The organism is Paraoerskovia marina (assembly GCF_900105445.1).
Taxonomy (GTDB): domain Bacteria; phylum Actinomycetota; class Actinomycetes; order Actinomycetales; family Cellulomonadaceae; genus Paraoerskovia; species Paraoerskovia marina.
In genome coordinates, this window is sequence record NZ_LT629776.1 from 2,348,741 (window position 1) to 2,364,539 (window position 15,799).

At 72.2% G+C, this 15,799-nt stretch carries 17 protein-coding genes and 2 tRNA genes; 7 read left to right on the forward strand and 12 right to left on the reverse strand.

Annotated elements, in window-relative coordinates:
- Positions 1 to 12 precede the first annotated feature (12 nt).
- From BLU20_RS10625 to BLU20_RS10635, 3 genes are all read right to left on the reverse strand, one after another.
- Positions 13 to 1,497, reverse strand: coding sequence for a dihydrolipoyl dehydrogenase family protein (locus BLU20_RS10625; RefSeq protein WP_083372494.1), 1,485 nt, complete (start codon positions 1,495 to 1,497; stop codon positions 13 to 15).
- A 58-nt stretch (positions 1,498 to 1,555) separates the two neighbouring features.
- Positions 1,556 to 2,302, reverse strand: a complete 747-nt coding sequence (trmB, locus tag BLU20_RS10630; protein ID WP_331713054.1) for a tRNA (guanosine(46)-N7)-methyltransferase TrmB — start codon at positions 2,300 to 2,302, stop codon at positions 1,556 to 1,558.
- A gap of 58 nt (positions 2,303 to 2,360) precedes the next feature.
- Positions 2,361 to 2,436: transfer RNA gene (locus BLU20_RS10635), tRNA-Lys, on the reverse strand.
- 188 nt (positions 2,437 to 2,624) lie between these two features.
- On the opposite strand from BLU20_RS10635, the gene bcp reads away from it, so the two are divergent.
- Positions 2,625 to 3,101 (forward strand): thioredoxin-dependent thiol peroxidase, encoded by a 477-nt coding sequence (gene bcp / locus BLU20_RS10640; RefSeq protein WP_083372496.1) that lies wholly within the window; start codon positions 2,625 to 2,627, stop codon positions 3,099 to 3,101.
- A gap of 46 nt (positions 3,102 to 3,147) precedes the next feature.
- Positions 3,148 to 3,229, forward strand: a tRNA-Leu gene (locus BLU20_RS10645).
- Positions 3,230 to 3,314: 85 nt separating this feature from the next.
- Here the strand turns inward: BLU20_RS10645 and BLU20_RS10650 are convergent.
- Both BLU20_RS10650 and trxA read right to left on the reverse strand, forming a co-directional pair.
- Positions 3,315 to 4,142 carry a hypothetical protein gene (locus BLU20_RS10650; RefSeq protein WP_155990629.1) on the reverse strand — a complete coding sequence of 276 codons (828 nt, stop codon included), beginning with the start codon at positions 4,140 to 4,142 and terminating at the stop codon, positions 3,315 to 3,317.
- 151 nt (positions 4,143 to 4,293) lie between these two features.
- On the reverse strand, positions 4,294 to 4,686 hold the full coding sequence (gene trxA / locus BLU20_RS10655; RefSeq protein WP_029252460.1) for a thioredoxin: 393 nt from the start codon (positions 4,684 to 4,686) through the stop codon (positions 4,294 to 4,296).
- A 140-nt stretch (positions 4,687 to 4,826) separates the two neighbouring features.
- Here trxA and BLU20_RS10660 point away from each other — a divergent pair, with 140 nt between their 5' ends.
- Genes BLU20_RS10660 through BLU20_RS10670 form a run of 3 tightly spaced genes read left to right on the forward strand, consistent with a single transcriptional unit; the run spans position 4,827 to position 8,359 of the window.
- Positions 4,827 to 6,197, forward strand: coding sequence for an MFS transporter (locus BLU20_RS10660; RefSeq protein ID WP_083372497.1), 1,371 nt, complete (start codon positions 4,827 to 4,829; stop codon positions 6,195 to 6,197).
- Positions 6,194 to 7,774 carry a pyridoxal phosphate-dependent decarboxylase family protein gene (locus tag BLU20_RS10665; RefSeq protein ID WP_231959195.1) on the forward strand — a complete coding sequence of 527 codons (1,581 nt, stop codon included), beginning with the start codon at positions 6,194 to 6,196 and terminating at the stop codon, positions 7,772 to 7,774. Before BLU20_RS10660 ends, BLU20_RS10665 begins: the two co-directional genes overlap by 4 nt.
- Positions 7,775 to 7,783: 9 nt before the next feature.
- Positions 7,784 to 8,359 carry an NUDIX hydrolase family protein gene (locus tag BLU20_RS10670; RefSeq protein WP_029252457.1) on the forward strand — a complete coding sequence of 192 codons (576 nt, stop codon included), beginning with the start codon at positions 7,784 to 7,786 and terminating at the stop codon, positions 8,357 to 8,359.
- 4 nt (positions 8,360 to 8,363) lie between these two features.
- Here BLU20_RS10670 and BLU20_RS10675 read toward each other — a convergent pair whose 3' ends face one another.
- Positions 8,364 to 9,986 (reverse strand): ABC-F family ATP-binding cassette domain-containing protein, encoded by a 1,623-nt coding sequence (locus tag BLU20_RS10675; protein ID WP_083372498.1) that lies wholly within the window; start codon positions 9,984 to 9,986, stop codon positions 8,364 to 8,366.
- A gap of 37 nt (positions 9,987 to 10,023) precedes the next feature.
- Between BLU20_RS10675 and BLU20_RS10680 the strand changes: the two genes are divergently transcribed.
- Positions 10,024 to 10,452 carry a DUF3054 domain-containing protein gene (locus BLU20_RS10680; protein ID WP_083372499.1) on the forward strand — a complete coding sequence of 143 codons (429 nt, stop codon included), beginning with the start codon at positions 10,024 to 10,026 and terminating at the stop codon, positions 10,450 to 10,452.
- Here BLU20_RS10680 and rdgB read toward each other — a convergent pair.
- From rdgB to clpS, 6 genes are read right to left on the reverse strand one after another with little or no spacing between them, the layout of a single operon-like run.
- Positions 10,449 to 11,081, reverse strand: a complete 633-nt coding sequence (gene rdgB, locus BLU20_RS10685; RefSeq protein ID WP_083372500.1) for an RdgB/HAM1 family non-canonical purine NTP pyrophosphatase — start codon at positions 11,079 to 11,081, stop codon at positions 10,449 to 10,451. The two genes, BLU20_RS10680 and rdgB, sit on opposite strands and share 4 nt — an antisense overlap.
- Positions 11,078 to 11,842: a ribonuclease PH gene (rph, locus tag BLU20_RS10690; protein WP_029252453.1), complete on the reverse strand. Its 765-nt coding sequence runs from the start codon at positions 11,840 to 11,842 to the stop codon at positions 11,078 to 11,080. The genes rdgB and rph overlap by 4 nt, the downstream gene beginning before the upstream one ends.
- A gap of 22 nt (positions 11,843 to 11,864) precedes the next feature.
- Positions 11,865 to 12,683, reverse strand: a complete 819-nt coding sequence (locus tag BLU20_RS10695; protein ID WP_083372501.1) for an MBL fold metallo-hydrolase — start codon at positions 12,681 to 12,683, stop codon at positions 11,865 to 11,867.
- Complete coding sequence (gene murI, locus BLU20_RS10700) at positions 12,680 to 13,486, reverse strand: glutamate racemase (RefSeq protein ID WP_029252451.1); 807 nt, start codon at positions 13,484 to 13,486, stop codon at positions 12,680 to 12,682. The genes BLU20_RS10695 and murI overlap by 4 nt, the downstream gene beginning before the upstream one ends.
- 47 nt (positions 13,487 to 13,533) lie before the next feature.
- Positions 13,534 to 14,121, reverse strand: a complete 588-nt coding sequence (locus BLU20_RS10705; RefSeq protein WP_172829067.1) for a DUF2017 family protein — start codon at positions 14,119 to 14,121, stop codon at positions 13,534 to 13,536.
- Positions 14,121 to 14,417, reverse strand: coding sequence for an ATP-dependent Clp protease adapter ClpS (gene clpS, locus BLU20_RS10710; protein WP_029252449.1), 297 nt, complete (start codon positions 14,415 to 14,417; stop codon positions 14,121 to 14,123). Before clpS ends, BLU20_RS10705 begins: the two co-directional genes overlap by 1 nt.
- A gap of 50 nt (positions 14,418 to 14,467) precedes the next feature.
- Between clpS and BLU20_RS10715 the strand changes: the two genes are divergently transcribed.
- A complete protein-coding gene (locus tag BLU20_RS10715; protein WP_269457195.1) occupies positions 14,468 to 15,799 on the forward strand; it encodes a nicotinate phosphoribosyltransferase in 1,332 nt (443 codons plus the stop codon).

The following is a 15,799-nucleotide window of genomic DNA, read 5'->3' on the forward strand; positions in this document are numbered from 1 at the left end:
GCCGCCCGTGCGTCAGAGCCCGTACGTCTCCAGGAGCCGCAGCCAGACCTCGCTCACCGTGGGGTAGGCGGGCACCGCGTGCCAGAGACGCTCGACCGGCACGGCACCGACGACGGCGACGGTCGCGGCGTGGAGCATCTCCCCCGCCTCGGGCCCGACGAAGGTCGCCCCCACCAGCACCCGCCGGTCCTCGTCGACGACGATCGTCGCGGTCCCGGCGAAGTCGGCGCCCATGAGGTAGCCGCCGGCGGTGTCCTCGAGCGCGAACGAGACCGCCCGCACCCGCATCCCGGCGTCCCGGGCCTGCTTCTCGGTCAGCCCGACCGAGGCGACCTGCGGCCGTGTGAAGACGACCTGGGTCTGCGCCACGACGTCGGAGGTCGACGCGTACCGCGTCCAGGGCTCCGGCTCGGCGCCCGGCCCAGGCACCGGCCCGCCCCAGGCGGGCTCCTCGTCGCCGTGCCGCGCGGCGATCACGTCGCCGACCACCCGCGCCTGGTACTTGCCCTGGTGCGTCGTCGTGATCCCGGCGACGGCGTCCCCCACGCCGTAGAGCCAGTGCCCCTCGGCCTCCTGGACCAGCCCGGTCGGGTCGACGTCGAGTCCCCGTGGCGCCTCGATCCCAAGGCTCTCCAGGCCGACGTCGCCCGTGCGCGGCACGCGCCCCGAGGCGACGAGGATCTGGTCGGCCGTGACGGAGGACGTCGTGCCGTCGCTCTGGTAGGTCAGGGTCACCGACCCGTCGTCGTGCCGGACCACCTCGGTGGCCTCGGCACCGAGGACGACGTCGACACCGATCTCGCGCAGGTGCGCGGCCACGGCCTCGCCGGCCGCGGGTTCCATCGCGCCAAGGAGCCCGGAGCGGGTGACAAGTGTGACGTCGGCGCCGAGGTCCCGGTAGGCGGTCGCCATCTCCGAGCCGACGACGCCGCCACCGAGCACGACGAGCGATCCTGGCACCTCGTCGGCGCTGGTCGCCTCGCGGCTGCCCCACGGGGACGCCGTCTCGAGGCCGGGAACCGGCGGGAGCACGGGTACTGAGCCGGTCGCGACCACGACGGCGTGACGGGCGACGAGCGTGCGCTCGCGCGCGCCGTCGACCTCCGCGAGCGCCGACGACGTCACGTGGACCGTCCGGGGCGCCACGATGCGTCCGTGGCCCCGGACGAGCGTCATCCCGGCGTCCGCGATCCAGTCGGCCTGCGACTCGTCGTCCCAGCCGTGGGTCACCTCGTCACGGTGCGCGAGGATCGCCCGGACGTCCAGCGCCGGGACGTCCCCGACGCCCACGACGGACTCCGCCGCCTCGACGGCGGCACCGGGCCGCAGGAGCGCCTTCGACGGCATGCAGGCCCAGTACGAGCACTCCCCGCCTGCGAGCTCGGACTCGACGACCGCCACCGAGAGTCCCGTGCGGGCCGCGCGGTCCGCGACGTTCTCCCCGACCGGGCCCGCGCCGATCACGACAACATCAAACTCGTCCGTCTGAGATTCCATGCCTCCATCGTCGCCCGCGCCGGCAACCGACGCACCCGCGGCCCTCACCGGCCGCGACCTACCGACGACGGTAGGTCAGGTCGGTGATCTCGCGACCCGCGGCGTGCGCCTTCTCCTCGAAGGACGTCAGCACACGCCCGTCGAACCGCTCGACCTTCCCGTCGACGCCGAGGGGCTCGAAGCGGTCGTCGGCACCGACCACGGCCCGCATGTGCTCGGCGTAGTCGGCCCAGTCCGTCGCGAGCCGCCACAGTCCTCCCGGTCGCAGCACCCGGTGGACGAGCCCCGCGAACGACGGCGAGACGAGCCGGCGCTTGGTGTGCCGCGCCTTGTGCCAGGGGTCGGGGAAGAACGTCCAGACCTCCTCCACGCTGCAGGGCGCCAGCGAGTGCTCGAGCAGCTCGGGAGCGTTGACCTGCGCGAGGCGCAGGTTCGACAGGCTCGCCAGGTGCGCGCGCCGGATCGTGTGCGCGAGACCGGGCGTGTAGACCTCCAGGGCCAGGAAGTCCCGTCCCGGGTCCGCCTGGGCCGCAGCCAGCACCGCCTCTCCCTTGCCCGAGCCGACCTCGACGACCAGGGGGGCGGCACGGCCGAACGCCGCCGCGGCGTCGAGCTCCCACGCCGGGTCGACCGACGTCGTCGCCCGCGCCCGGGGCACGTCGACGAGGTACTCCTCGCGGTGCTCGTCCCACGCACGCTGCTGGCCGGTGTTGAGCCGGTCGGAGCGACGCACGAACGAGACGGTCTCTCGACGGAAGCGCGGTTCGCCGTCTCGGGTCAGGGGCATGTCGTTCTGCTCAGGCACCCGACAAGCCTACGGGGAACGCCGAAGGCCCCGGTCGAGGTGACCGGGGCCTTCGTGGTGGTGCGCCATCATGGACTCGAACCATGAACCCGCTGATTAAGAGTCAGCTGCTCTGCCAATTGAGCTAATGGCGCGCGAGAAGAAACATTAGCAGCGTCTGCCCCGATGGTAAAAACCAGATCGGCCCGCAGCCGGTGTGACCTCGGCAACAGCGGCTCGACGACGCGATCTCGGGCACGTCCGCGAGGCCGGCGGGAGGCCGTAGGCTCGCTCGGGACGCCGCCGAGGCGGCGAGGACCGCACGCGAACCACTGGAGGACCCATGACCGACCGACTGGCCGCCGGCGACACGGCGCCCGACTTCACCCTGGCGACGGCCGACGGCGGCGAGGTGACGCTCTCCGACCTTCGTGGCCGCCACGTCGTCGTCTACTTCTACCCGGCAGCCGCGACGCCGGGCTGCACGACGCAGGCCTGCGACTTCCGCGACGCCCTCGCCTCGCTCCAGGGCGCCGGCTACACGGTGCTGGGCGTCTCCCCCGATCCCGTGGAGAAGCTCGCTCGGTTCGCCGCGGACGAGTCGCTGACGTTCCCCCTCCTCAGCGACCCCGACCGGACGGTGCTCGAGGCCTACGGCGCCTACGGGGAGAAGAAGAACTACGGCAAGACCGTGGTCGGCGTGATCCGCTCCACCGTGGTCGTGGCGCCGGACGGCTCCGTCGAGCTCGCGCAGTACAACGTGCGCGCCAAGGGCCACGTCGCCAAGCTCCGCCGCGACCTCGGGATCGACGCGGCCTGAGGGCCGGAGACCGCTCCGCCTCGCGTTGGGTAGGCTGGGCGGTCGCGCGCGAGTGGCGTAATTGGCAGCCGCGCCAGGTTTAGGTCCTGGTGTCTTCGGACGTGCGGGTTCGAGTCCCGCCTCGCGCACCGACGACGAGACCCCCGGCAGCGCTGCTGCCGGGGGTCTCGTGCTGCGGGCGCCTCGGAATCCCCCGGCCAGATCGCGCCCCGACTACGAGATGCTGAGAGTCACAGGCGTGTCGTAGTCCACCATGTACTTGAACTTTCCACCGAACTCAGCGTCGTCGTACGCATACGACAGGTATGAAGTAGCGTCCGCAACGATCTCCGTGACGTTCGCCGCGACGGGTTGACGGACAACTCCATCCGGTCCGACGTATACGGGTGCATAGTCGGCGAGCGCATCGACAGTCGAATCAACCTTGAGCACGACCCAGACGGCCCCTCCGTTCGACTCGTAGGAGTTCGCTACCGTGACGACCTGACCCTTCGCAGACTTGCTGTCATGGGACGACCCGAGAACCTCTTCGAGAGCTCCTGACGCTCCAGTCCAGGACTCCAACTTGCCCGCATCGGTCACCTGAAAGTCTGACCACGTGTAGTCAGCCGGCTCACTGCCATCGCCTGTGACGTCCCGGAACGAGATGTCGACCACCTGCAGGTCCTCGTCCGGATCGAACGAATATCCAGCGTCGTAGTAGTGGGGATCGAAGCCTGCGGCCTGTTGCGCGAGATTCGAGTTTCGAATGTATGAAACGTACTCCGCCGCAGGACTCCCTTCGGCAACAATGCCCTCAGAGGCATCGACGTCGCCGTTATGCACAGCCTCGACGAAAGCCGCAACCTCACTCCAGTGCGCCGCGACAGGATCTGACGGCTCCGAGGGCGTCGGATCCGCGGCGACAGCGTCAGTAGTCACACTGACGCCTGGCTCAACATCGGCGTCAACGGCACCTTCACTCTCGCTACAAGCCCCCAAAAGCACTGCAAGCCCAACAAACATGACGAAGCCGACGATTGGTAAACCATTTCGTTTCATGCTGAATACGCTACTCGAGTTCCTACTTGCTCCCGTGCCAACGTCGGGTGAACTTTGACCCTCCAATGACACGACGAGACCCCTGGCAGCGCTGCTGCCGGGGTCTCGTGCTGCGGGCGCCAGGAGCACCCGCGCGGGGTTCAGAAGCCGATCAGGCCTTGGCCTCGTCCGCACCGTGGTCGGACGCCTCGTGCTCGGCGATCGCCTGACGGACCTCGTCCATGTCCAGGCCCTTGACGGCGTTGACGACCTCGGCGAGCTGCGGTGCGGGGAGCGCACCGGGCTGCGAGAAGACGAGGATGCCCTCGCGGAACGCCATCAGCGTCGGGATGGACGTGATCCCGGCGGCCGACGCGAGGCCCTGCTCGGCCTCGGTGTCGATCTTGCCGTGGACGATCTCGGGGTTCTCGTCCGAGGAGGCCTCGAAGACGGGGCCGAACTGCTTGCACGGCCCGCACCACTCGGCCCAGAAGTCGACCAGGACGATGTCGTTGTCCTTGATCGTGGTCTCAAAGGTGTCCTGCGTGAGGTTGGTGGTCGTCATGACCGTCCTTTCGTCTGTCGCGATCATGCGTTCATAGGGCGTAGCACCTCGAGCCTCGCAGGTATTCCCGCACAGTTCGCGGGCAACCGCAGGACCCTCGCGTGGTCCTCGTCACAGCGCAGACCCATTAGGCTGCGCGAATGACCGCTGCGCTGCGTCCTGGGACCGTCACCCGCTATGCCGTCGGATCGGTCGGCACGGGCGGGTTCGGGACGTTGCCCGGCCTGGTGCTCCTCTACTACCTCACGGACGCGCTCGCCGTCCCGGCCCTGGTCGCCGGCGGCGTCGTGACGCTCGCCAAGGTCTGGGACGTCGTCGTGAACCCGCTCGTGGGCTACGCGAGCGACCGGGACCTGGCCCGCACCGGGTCCCGGCGGCGTCTGATGGTGATCGGCGGCTTCACCATCCCCCTCACGTTCGCCCTCACGTTCGCCGTCCCCCCGGGGCTCGACCCGTGGATGTCGGCCACGTGGGTGTTCGTCGCGTTCGTCCTGACCGCCACGGCCTTCAGCCTCTTCCAGGTGCCGTACATCGCGCTCCCGGTCGAGATCGCCCCCACGTACGACGACCGCACCCGGTTGCTGGCGTGGCGGGTGGCGATCCTCGCCGTCGCGATCCTCGCCTTCGGCGGCGGCGGGCCGATCCTGCGCGGCGACGGCGACGAGCTCTGGGGCTACCTCCGGATGGGCGTCGTCGCCGGTCTGGTCATCGGCATCGGCATGCTGGTCGCCGCGGGCGCCGCGCCGCGCGGCCCGGCCCAGGCCGTCGCCCCCGAGCGGCAGCCTGTCGGCGTCGTCATCCGGGGCGCCGCACGGACGGCTCGCGCCACCCTTGCCCGCTCGCAGGCGTTCCGTGCCCTCTTCTTCGCCTTCGTCCTGCAGGCGCTCGGCGTCGGCCTGCTCCTCGCCGGGGCGCAGTACGTCGCGACGTACCTGCTGGAGTCCGAGGCCGCGGTGACCCTGCTCTTCGCCGCCCTGATCGCCCCCGCGCTCCTGACGATGCCCCTGTGGTCGGCGGTGACCCGGCGGCTCGGGAAGGAGCGCGGGTTCATCCTCGCGACGGTGCTGTTCGCCGTCGCGACGGCCGCGATGATCCCCGTCATCTGGTCGCCCGGCCCGTGGATCTACGGGCCGACGGCGCTCGCCGGGATCGCGTACGCAGGTCTCCAGGTGCTCCCGCTCGCCATGCTCCCCGACGTCGTCGAGGACGACGCCCGCCGGCACGGCGCCGGCGCCGGCGGGGCGTTCTCGGGGCTGTGGACCGCCGGCGAGACGGCGGGCATGGCACTCGGCGGGACCCTCCTGTCCCTGCTCCTCGCCGCCACGGGATTCGTCCCCAGCGCTGCCGGGGTCGACGTCACCCAGCCCTCGTCGGCACTGCTCGGGATCGGGATCGGGTTCTCCGTCCTCCCGGCGCTCCTGGCGGCAGCGAGCCTGCCGATCCTGATGAGGTACCGTCTGCGCCGGGGGGACTTTGACCGTAGTGAACTATCCCAGGAGGCCTCCCCGTGAACGCCACGCCCTCGTCCGAGCCCGTGCCCGTGAACACCGACGGGATCCTCGACCGGCTCGCCGAGCTCCGCAAGGCCGACGCGCCGACGCACGGGGGCCGCGTCCTCTCCTACGTCTACGACCCGGGCCTCGCCGCCCTGGACGAGCTCGCCGCCTCGGCGATCCGCTCCGTCCAGCACCTGAACGGGCTCGACCCGACGACGTTCACCTCGATCGGCGTCATGGAGCGCGAGCTCCTCACGTTCGCAGGCCAGGTCCTGCACGGCGACGCCGATGTCGTCGGGTCCGTGACCTCCGGCGGGACCGAGAGCTGCACCCTCGCCGTGAAGATCGGCCGCGAGGACTGGCGCGCCCGCAACCCGCGGCGTGCACCCGGTGACCGCGCCCGCATCGTCATCCCGACCACGGCGCACGCCGCGTTCCGCAAGGCCGCCGGGCTGCTCGACCTCGACCTCGACCTCGTCCCCGTCGACCCCGCCACCGGGGTCCCGACCGCAGCCGACATGATCGCGCGGCTCGGCGAGGACGTCGCACTCGTCGTCGTATCCGCACCCGCCTACCCGCACGGCGCGGTCGACCCGGTGCGCGAGGTGGCTGCCGCCGCGTCCGCGCAGGGCATCGCGGTGCACGTCGACGCGTGCGTCGGCGGGTGGGTGCTGCCGTTCTGGGAGGCCGCCGGGGGTGCCGACGTCCCCGACTTCGACTTCCGTGTCCCCGGGGTCACCAGCATCTCCGCCGACGTCCACAAGTACGGGTACGTCCCCAAGGGCACGTCCGTGCTGCTCGTACGCGGCCGTGACCTGCAGCGCCACCAGTTCTTCTCGGTGACCGACTGGCCCGGCTACCCCGTCGTCAACGCGACGCTCGCCGGCTCGCGGTCGGCCGGGCCCCTCGCCGCGGCCTGGGCCGTCACGCAGGCGCTCGGCGTCGACGGCTACGTCGCGCTGACCCGCCGGTGCCGTGAGGCGACCGACGTGCTCGCCGCCCAGGTCGACCAGATCGAGGGACTCACCGTGCTCGGGAGCCCGGACGGACCGCTGCTCGCCGTCATCACGGACGAGTCGGTCCCGGAGGACCGGCGTGTCGACCCGCACCTGTGGGCCGACGAGGTGCGGACGCTCGGCTGGGTCCTGCAGACCCAGCCCGGACTCGTCCAGTCGGACGGCACACGCCTGCCCCACACGACGCACCTGACCGTCACCCCGGTGACGGCCGACGTGGTCGACGAGCTGGCCGGCGCGCTCGTGACGGCGGCCGACCGGGTCCGCGGCACCGCCCGCCCCGCCCCGGAGCAGGTCCTCGCTCACGTGCTGGGGACCGCCGCGCCCGGGGTCGACCCGCACGCGGCGCTCGCCGTCTTCGACCAGGCCGACGCGGACGCGGTGTGGAACATCGTGCGCGGCGCACTGCTCGACGAGGGCGACGGCGGACCGACCGTCCCCACGCGCCTCACCCCGCTGCTCTCGCTCGTCGAGGCGCTCCCGCCCCACGTGAGCGGTCGCATGCTCGTCGAGGTCGTGGCACGCATCTCGGAGCCGCAGAGCGCGCCGGTGGAACCGACGGCCTCGGCGGGGTAGAACTGTCGGGTGACTGACACGGCAGACATCGGCCCCGAGGACTTCGATCCCACCGACACCACCCCGACGCCGGCGGGGTGGATGACCAGCGAGGAGATCGCGGCCGCCCGCGCCCAGCTCCCCATCGTCTACGTCGACGCGATCCCGGTCCGCGTGGACGACTCCGGTGACGTCGTCGCCGTCGGGCTGCTCCTGCGGGTCAACGCCGAGGGGCAGATGACCCGCGCGCTCGTCTCGGGGCGGGTGATGTACCACGAGCGCATCCGCGACGCGCTCCTGCGCCACATCGAGAAGGACCTGGGTTCGGTCGCGCTCCCCCAGATCCCGGCCTCACCACAGCCCTTCACCGTCGCCGAGTACTTCCCGACGCCGGGCATCACCCCGTTCCACGACCCGCGCCAGCACGCGGTCTCGCTCGCCTACGTCGTCCCTGTCACCGGGGACTGCCAGCCGCAGCAGCACTCGCTCGACCTCGCGTGGCTCACGCCCGAGGAGGCGTGCGAGGACACCGTCATGGTGGAGATGCACGGCGGCCAGGGCGCTCTGCTGCGGCAGGCGATGGCGCACGTCGGGCGCCTCGGGTGACCCGCTAACCCAGGTCGAGCGTCGGCCAGTCCGCGAGCTCGGCGCGCATCCGGCGGTCGTGGGTGGCGACGACGACGGCGGCGGGTGTGATCCGCAGCGCGCGCGTGAGCTCGTCGACGAGGTCGATCGACAGATGGTTGGTCGGCTCGTCGAGCAGCAGGACGTGGGGCACCGTCAGGAGCGCACGGGCCAGGTCGAACCGTCGACGCTGACCTGCCGAGAGCTCCGAGAGCGGCCGGTCGAGGTCCTCCTCGCTCAGCAGTCCGAGGAACGCGACGGGGACGAGGTGCTCGGGGTCCAGCGACCCGGCGGCGAGCCGGTCGAGGGCCTCGCGGGCGAACGCGTCGAAACCGCTCGACCCCGGGACGACCGCCGCGCCCTCCTGCTCGACCGCGCCGACCCGTGCGCCGTCGATCACCGTCCTCGTCCCGCGCGCGAGCCCGACCGACCCCGCGAGGGCGCGGAGCAGCGTCGACTTCCCGGAGCCGTTCGCCCCGGTCACGAGCAGGCGCCCGCTCGGCGGGACCGCGATCCGCGTGCCCGGCAGGTCGAGCAGCACCGAACCGACGCTCTCGACCCGGGGGTGCCGGACGTCCAGCACGGGTTCGCCCGGGTCCCAGCCCGGAGCCATCGCGACGAGGTCCGGGAACACCAGCTCCAGCGGCGGGACGGGGACCTCGACCGCCTGCTCCTCCAGCTTCTGGGCGAGCCGGTCGGCCGACTTCACGTGCTGCCGGGCCCGCGTGGCGCGCCGGTGCTTCTGGCTTCCCTTGGGCGGCCGCCACTCGTCCGACAGGCCCTCGTAGGAACGGTCCAGCACCTGCGCGAGATGTTCAGCACGCTGGCGTTCGGCGCGATACCGACGCCGCCACTTCTTCAGGGCCTGGTTCTTGGCGAAGCGGTAGGCGAGGTACCCCGGCTGGCCGTAGAGCACCGGTCGGCCGTCGACCGACGGGTCGAGGTCCAGGATCGCGGTCGCGACGTCGTCGAGCAGCTCACGGTCGTGCGTGACCACGACGACGCCCCCGCGCCAGGCGAGCAGCTCACCGGTGAGGAACTCGAGACCGGCGTCGTCAAGATGGTTGGTGGGCTCGTCGAGCAGAAGCAGGTCGGAACGCTCCGCGAGGCGGCACGCCAGCCGGACACGGAACCGCTGGCCGACGCTCAGCGTCGCGAGCTCCCGGTCGCGGTCGCGGCACGCGCCCAGGCGCGAGAGCGCCACGTCGACCCGGCGGTCGGCGTCCCAGACGGCGAGGTGCTCGGCGGCCGCCATCAGGTCGCCGAGACGCGCCAGGTCCCCGCTCTCGTGGTCGAAGTCGTCGGTCTCCGCCTGGAGGCGTGCGGCCACGGCCCTGAGCTCGCCGAGGCTCGCGTCGACGAGGTCGCCGACGCGCAGGTCGTCGGGCACCACCATCTCCTGCTCGACGACGGCGAGGGACCCGTCACGCCGGACGGATCCGCCCGCCGGGTCCAGCTCGCCGGCGAGCAGCCGCAGCAGCGTCGACTTTCCCGTGCCGTTCTCCCCCACCACACCGAGCCGGGCACCGGGGCCGACCGCGAGGTCGACGCGGTCCAGGACCGGCAGGTCAGGGTAGGAGAACGAGAGGTCCGAGGCGACGAGTTGCACGGCACAACCCTAGGCGGTCGCGCAGTAGGCTCGTCCTGTGAACCGTCCACGCCCCTCGGTCGTCCTCGCCGCCGCCGCCGCGGACCTGATCTGCGTGCTCGCGCTCGCCGTCGGCGGATATCAGACCCACGACGCCGGGTCGACCGGGGCGACCGTGCTCCGCATCGTCTGGCCGTTCGCCGCCGGCCTCGCGCTCGGGTGGCTCGTGTCCCGGGCGTGGCGCCGACCGACCGCACTGTGGCCCACGGGCGTCGTCGTCTGGGGATGCGCCTGGGCGGGCGGCGTCGTCCTGCGGGTGCTGACGGACCAGGGCGCCGCTCCGGCGTTCCAGATCGTCTCGTTCGGGTTCCTCGCCGTGACGCTGCTGGGATGGCGCGGGGTGGTCGCGGCGGTCTCCGTCATCTGGCCCTCGGAGCGGCGACACCGCGCACAGGCTCTGCGTGGCGCGCCGCCCCGAGGTCGCTAGACCGACTCCCGCAGCACGCGGGCGATCTCCGGTGCCAGGGCGCGGAACGCCTGACCGCGGTGGCTGATCGCGTTCTTCTCGGCGGGAGCCAGCTCCGCGCACGAGCGATCCATGCCCGTCGGACGCAGGACCGGGTCGTACCCGAACCCGCCGTCGCCCCGGGGCGCACGGAGCAGGTCGCCGCGCAGCGCACCGGTCCGCACGACCTCCGCGCCCGACGGCGTCACGAGCGCGGCCGCGCAGACGAACCCCGCCGCGCGGTCCCCGTCCGCGACGTCGGCGAGCTGTGCGAGCAGCAGGTCGAGGTTGGCCCGGTCGTCGCCGTGGCGCCCGGCCCAGCGTGCGGAGAAGATTCCCGGGGCGCCGCCCAGCACGTCGACCGCAAGACCGGAGTCGTCGGCGACGGCCGGCAGGCCCGTCGCCGACGCGAGCGCCCGCGCCTTGATCAGCGCGTTGGCCTCGAAGGTGACGCCGTCCTCGACAGGTTCCGGTGTCTGCAGGTCGGCCGCGGAGACCACCGCCTCGTCGGCGAGGTCCAGGCCGGGCTCGGCACCGAGGATCTGCCGCAGCTCGACCAGCTTGCCGCGGTTGTGCGTCGCCAGGACCAGCCGCGCGCGGGGCAGGGTCATCGTCCGGCGGGGGCGTCGGCGAGCGCCGCGCGCTGGATCTCGGCCAGGGTCGCGGTCCCGCCGACGGCCAGGTCGAGCAGGGAGTCGAGCTCGCCGCGGTTGAAGGGGGCTGCCTCGGCGGTCCCCTGCACCTCGACGAACGCGCCGCTGCCCGTGACGACGACGTTCATGTCGGTCTCCGCACGCACGTCCTCCTCGTAGGGCAGGTCGAGCATCGGGGTGCCGTCGATGATCCCGACGCTGATGGCGGACACCGAGTCGGTGAGCACCTCGGCCCCGCCGGTGATCGCCCCGTGGGCCCGCCCCCAGGCGATCGCGTCGGCGAGCGCCACGTAGGCGCCCGTGATGGCCGCGGTGCGGGTGCCGCCGTCGGCCTGCAGCACGTCGCAGTCGAGGACGATCGTGTTCTCGCCGAGCGCGGAGACGTCGACGACGGCGCGCAGGGAGCGTCCGATCAGGCGGGAGATCTCGTGCGTGCGTCCGCCGATCTTGCCCTTGACCGACTCACGGCTGTTCCGGGAGTCCGTGGCCCGCGGGAGCATCGCGTACTCGGCGGTGACCCAGCCCTCGCCCGAACCCTTCTTCCAGCGCGGCACGCCCTCCGTGAAGGACGCCGCGCACAGTACCCGCGTCCGGCCGAACTCGACGAGGACGGAGCCCTCGGCGTGGTCGAGCCACCCCCGGGTGATACGGACGTCGCGGAGCTGGTCGAGGGCGCGGCCGTCGGCACGCTGCGGGCTGTTGTCGATGCTGATGCTCATGCGACCAGCCTAGTCGCCGCGCTCAGACGGAGAAGGTCGCCCCGGTGCTGGCGATCACCGTGGGACCGGAGTACTCGCCGGCCGCCTCGGCGAGCGTCAGGTCAAGATCGTTCCACGCCGGCACGTGCGTCAGCACGAGGGAGGAGACGTCCGCGGTGCGCGCGAGCCGTCCCGCGTCCTGCCCGGTCATGTGGATGCCGGGGTCGACGTCGGCGTCCCTGCCCTCGTGGAACGCAGCCTCGCTGAGCAGGAGGTCGGCCCCGCGCGCGAGGTCCACGACGGCGTCGCAGTAGTCGGTGTCGCCCGTGAACGTGAGCACCGCCGTCTCGCCCGGGCGCTCCGTCGACGGGCCGGTCACGCGGAACCCGAAGGCCTCGACCGGGTGGTAGACCCGACGTGGCTCGATGGTCAGCGGCCCGACCGTGATCGGCTCCGTGTCACGGAGCCGGCGGAAGTCGAACTGGGCACCCATGTCCTCGCCCGGCCGGCCGGCGTAGGCCATCGACGCACGCTCGGCGGTGTCCCGCGGGCCGAACACCGGCAGCGGTGCCCGGCCACCGTGCCGCTCGGTACCGCCGGTCGGGTGGTAGCGCAGATACACGTAGAGCCCGCAGACGTCGACGAAGTGGTCCGGATGCAGGTGGGAGAGCAGCACCGCGTCCAGGTCGAGCGGGTCGATCACGCGCTGCAGCGCACCCAACCCGCCGTTGCCCAGGTCGAGCAGGACGTTCCACGCACGTCCGTCGGGCGACGTCGTCGCCGGGACCTGCACCAGGTAGCACGACGCCGGTGAGCTCGGTCCGGCGAACGACCCGGAGCACCCGACCGTCACCAGCCTCATCCGGTGGTCTCCACGATGCGCACCTCGGGTCCGAGGAACCGGCGGGCGAGCTTCTCGAACGGCTCGGGGCTGCCCGTCGCGACGAACCTGTGCTCCGGAGGACCGGCCTCCGGACTCCGCTCGAGCCCGTGCGCCACGAGCGTGCGGTAGACGTCCTTGGCGGTCTCCTCGGCGCTCGAGACGAGGGTCACGCCGTCGCCCATCACGTAGGAGATCGCACCGGTCAGCAGCGGGTAGTGCGTACAGCCCAGCACGAGCGTGTCCACCCCCGCCGCCTGCACCGGCTCGAGGTACTCCCGGGCGACGTCGAGAACCTCGGGCCCGGACGTGATCCCTGCCTCGACGAGGCGGACGAACTCGGGGCAGGCCTGGGACGTCAGCGTGAGTCCCGGCGCGACCGCGAGCGCGTCCTCGTAGGCGCGCGAGGCGATCGTCGCCTGCGTGCCGATGACGCCGACCTGCCCCGACCGCGTGGCCGCGACGGCACGACGCGCCGCCGGCAGGATCACCTCGACGACCGGCAGCCCGTGGCGCACCTCGTACCGCTCGCGCGCGTCCCGCAGGACTGCCGCGGAGGCGCTGTTGCACGCGATGACCAGCATCTTGACACCGTCGTCGACCAGACGGTCCATGATCGACATGGCCATCGCGCGGACGGCCGCGAGCGGCTTCGGGCCGTAGGGCGAGTTCGCGGTGTCGCCGATGTAGCGCAGCGACTCGTGCGGCAGCTGGTCGAGGATCGCGCGTGCCACCGTCAGGCCGCCGACCCCGGAATCGAAGATTCCGATGGGTGCGTCGTTCACCCGGTCAAGCCTAGTCGGGTCCCGTGCCGTTCGGGCGGTGACACCGCTCACGGCGCGGCGTGGTCACCCGCCCCGCGCAGGCGCGCCAGCATGGCGTCGACGAGCGACTCCTGCAGCCACCCCGTCGTGACGAAGACCCCTGCCAGAAAGCGCCAGAGTCCCCCGTCGTCGTCGGCCGTCGGGTCGACGCCCTCCTCTTCTGCCCGCAGAGCCTGGTCGAGCCGTGCGTGAAGCTCTTCGACGTCGACGTCCGACGCGAGCTCGAGCCGGTCAGCCACCACGAGGCGGATGTCGGTCAGCGCGGTCGCGACCACCTGCGCATCCGCCTCCGGGACGACCCACGGCAGGGTCCCGTGCCCGTCCGGACCGTCCAGCAGGTCGGCGAACCGGTCCAGCCCGTCGATCTTTCCGCGCGCGACGTCGTCCTGCGTCAGCCGCCGGAACTCGGCCGCGACCTCGTTGTCGTCCGACGCGTCCGGCACGAGCCGGGCCACCGCACCGTCCTGCGGAGACTCCCCCTCGACGACCGGTGCCAGCATCTGCGCGACACCGCGCGCCGCGCTCGACAGGACGTCACGCTCCGCCTCGTCCAGGGCCGCCTCGTACCCTCCGTCCACCGGTGCGAAGCCGCGCACTAGCCGTCCGCCCGCTGCATCGTGGCCCAGAGGCCGTACCCGTGCATGGCCCGCACGTCGACCTCGACCCGCTCACGCCCGCCCGTCGACACGATCGCCCGCCCCTCCTCGTGGACCTGCAGCATCAGGCGACGTGCCTTCGCCTCCGAGTACCCGAAGTAGCTCTCGAAGACGTAGGCCACGTAGGTCATCAGGTTCACCGGGTCGTTCCAGACGACGGTCGACCACGGACGGTCCGACGCCGTCAGGGTCTCCTCGCGCTCGAGCACGTCCGTGCCCGTCGACTCCTCGCTCACGCGTCCACGTTAGCCCGCCCACGCGCACGCGCACCAAGGCACCGCATAGTGTGAGAACCATGACGACCTCGCTCCTGACCGACCGCTACGAGCTGACGATGCTCCGGGCCGCGCTCGCCGACGGCACGGCGTACCGGCACTCGACGTTCGAGGTCTTCACGCGCAACCTGCCCCCCGGCCGGCGTTACGGCGTCGTCGCGGGCACGGGCCGGCTTCTCGAGGCGCTCGCGGACTTCCGGTTCGACGACGACGACCTCGCCTGGCTCTCGCAGGCGGGTGTCGTGGACCGGACCACGCTCGACTTCCTGGCGAAGTTCCGCTTCCGGGGCACGATCCACGGGTATCCCGAGGGTGAGACGTACGTCGCGGCGTCGCCGGTGCTCACCGTCACAGGGACGTTCGCCGAGTGCGTGCTCCTCGAGACCCTCGTCCTCTCGATCCTCAACCACGACTCGGCCGTCGCCGCCGCCGCGTCGCGGATGACCAGCGCCGCCGTCGACCGACCCTGCATCGAGATGGGGTCGCGCCGCACCCACGAGGAGGCCGCCGTCGCCGCGGCCCGGGCCGCCGTGATCGCCGGGTTCGGGTCCACGTCGAACCTCGAGGCCGGTCGTCGCTACGACCTGGAGACCACGGGCACCTCCGCGCACGCGTTCACCCTGCTGCACGACGACGAGCAGGCCGCGTTCGCGGGTCAGATCGCGGCGCTCGGCCCGCAGACGACGCTCCTGGTCGACACCTACGACGTCGCGGCCGGGGTCCGCCGCGCGATCGACGTCGCGGGGACGAGCCTCGGCGCGGTGCGCATCGACTCCGGCGACCTCGGGTCGCTCGCGGTCGAGGTCCGCCGTCAGCTCGACAGCCTCGGCGCGCGGGACACCAAGATCGTCGTCACGTCCGACCTGGACGAGCACGCGATCGCCGCGCTGGCCGTCGCACCGGTCGACGCGTACGGCGTCGGCACCCGGCTCGTCACCGGTTCCGGCCACCCGACGTGCGGCATGGTCTACAAGCTCGTCGCGCGCGAGGCGTCGAACGGCATGATCGAGCCCGTCGAGAAGACCTCACCGTCCAAGGCCAGCCGGGGCGGCCGCAAGACCGCCAACCGGGTCACCGGCATCGACGGTCGTTCGCAGAGCGAGGTCCTGCTCACTGGCCACGAGGACGCCGTGGCGGCCTGGAGGTCCGAGAGCGGGCAAGCCCGCGCCCTGCAGGTCCCGCTGGTGCTCGACGGTGCGATCGACTCCCGCTGGACGGGTCCGTACGGCGTCCGCACGGCCGCGAGCCGCCACGAACGCTCTCGCGCCGAGCTCCCCCGCGGTGCGCGCCGGCTCTCCGACGGCGACCCCGTCATCCCGACCGTGAACATCGACCTGGGCTGA

Bases quoted from the DNA above. Each gene is read 5' to 3' on its own strand.
- BLU20_RS10660 (WP_083372497.1), top strand. From the start codon at position 4,827: ATGACCGCTGCGCTGCGTCCTGGGACCGTCACCCGCTATGCCGTCGGA.
- rph (WP_029252453.1), bottom strand. From the start codon at position 11,842: ATGAGCATCAGCATCGACAACAGCCCGCAGCGTGCCGACGGCCGCGCC.
- trxA (WP_029252460.1), bottom strand. From the start codon at position 4,686: ATGACGACCACCAACCTCACGCAGGACACCTTTGAGACCACGATCAAG.
- bcp (WP_083372496.1), top strand. From the start codon at position 2,625: ATGACCGACCGACTGGCCGCCGGCGACACGGCGCCCGACTTCACCCTG.
- BLU20_RS10695 (WP_083372501.1), bottom strand. From the start codon at position 12,683: ATGAGGCTGGTGACGGTCGGGTGCTCCGGGTCGTTCGCCGGACCGAGC.
- BLU20_RS10625 (WP_083372494.1), bottom strand. From the start codon at position 1,497: ATGGAATCTCAGACGGACGAGTTTGATGTTGTCGTGATCGGCGCGGGC.
- BLU20_RS10650 (WP_155990629.1), bottom strand. From the start codon at position 4,142: ATGAAACGAAATGGTTTACCAATCGTCGGCTTCGTCATGTTTGTTGGG.
- rdgB (WP_083372500.1), bottom strand. From the start codon at position 11,081: ATGACCCTGCCCCGCGCGCGGCTGGTCCTGGCGACGCACAACCGCGGC.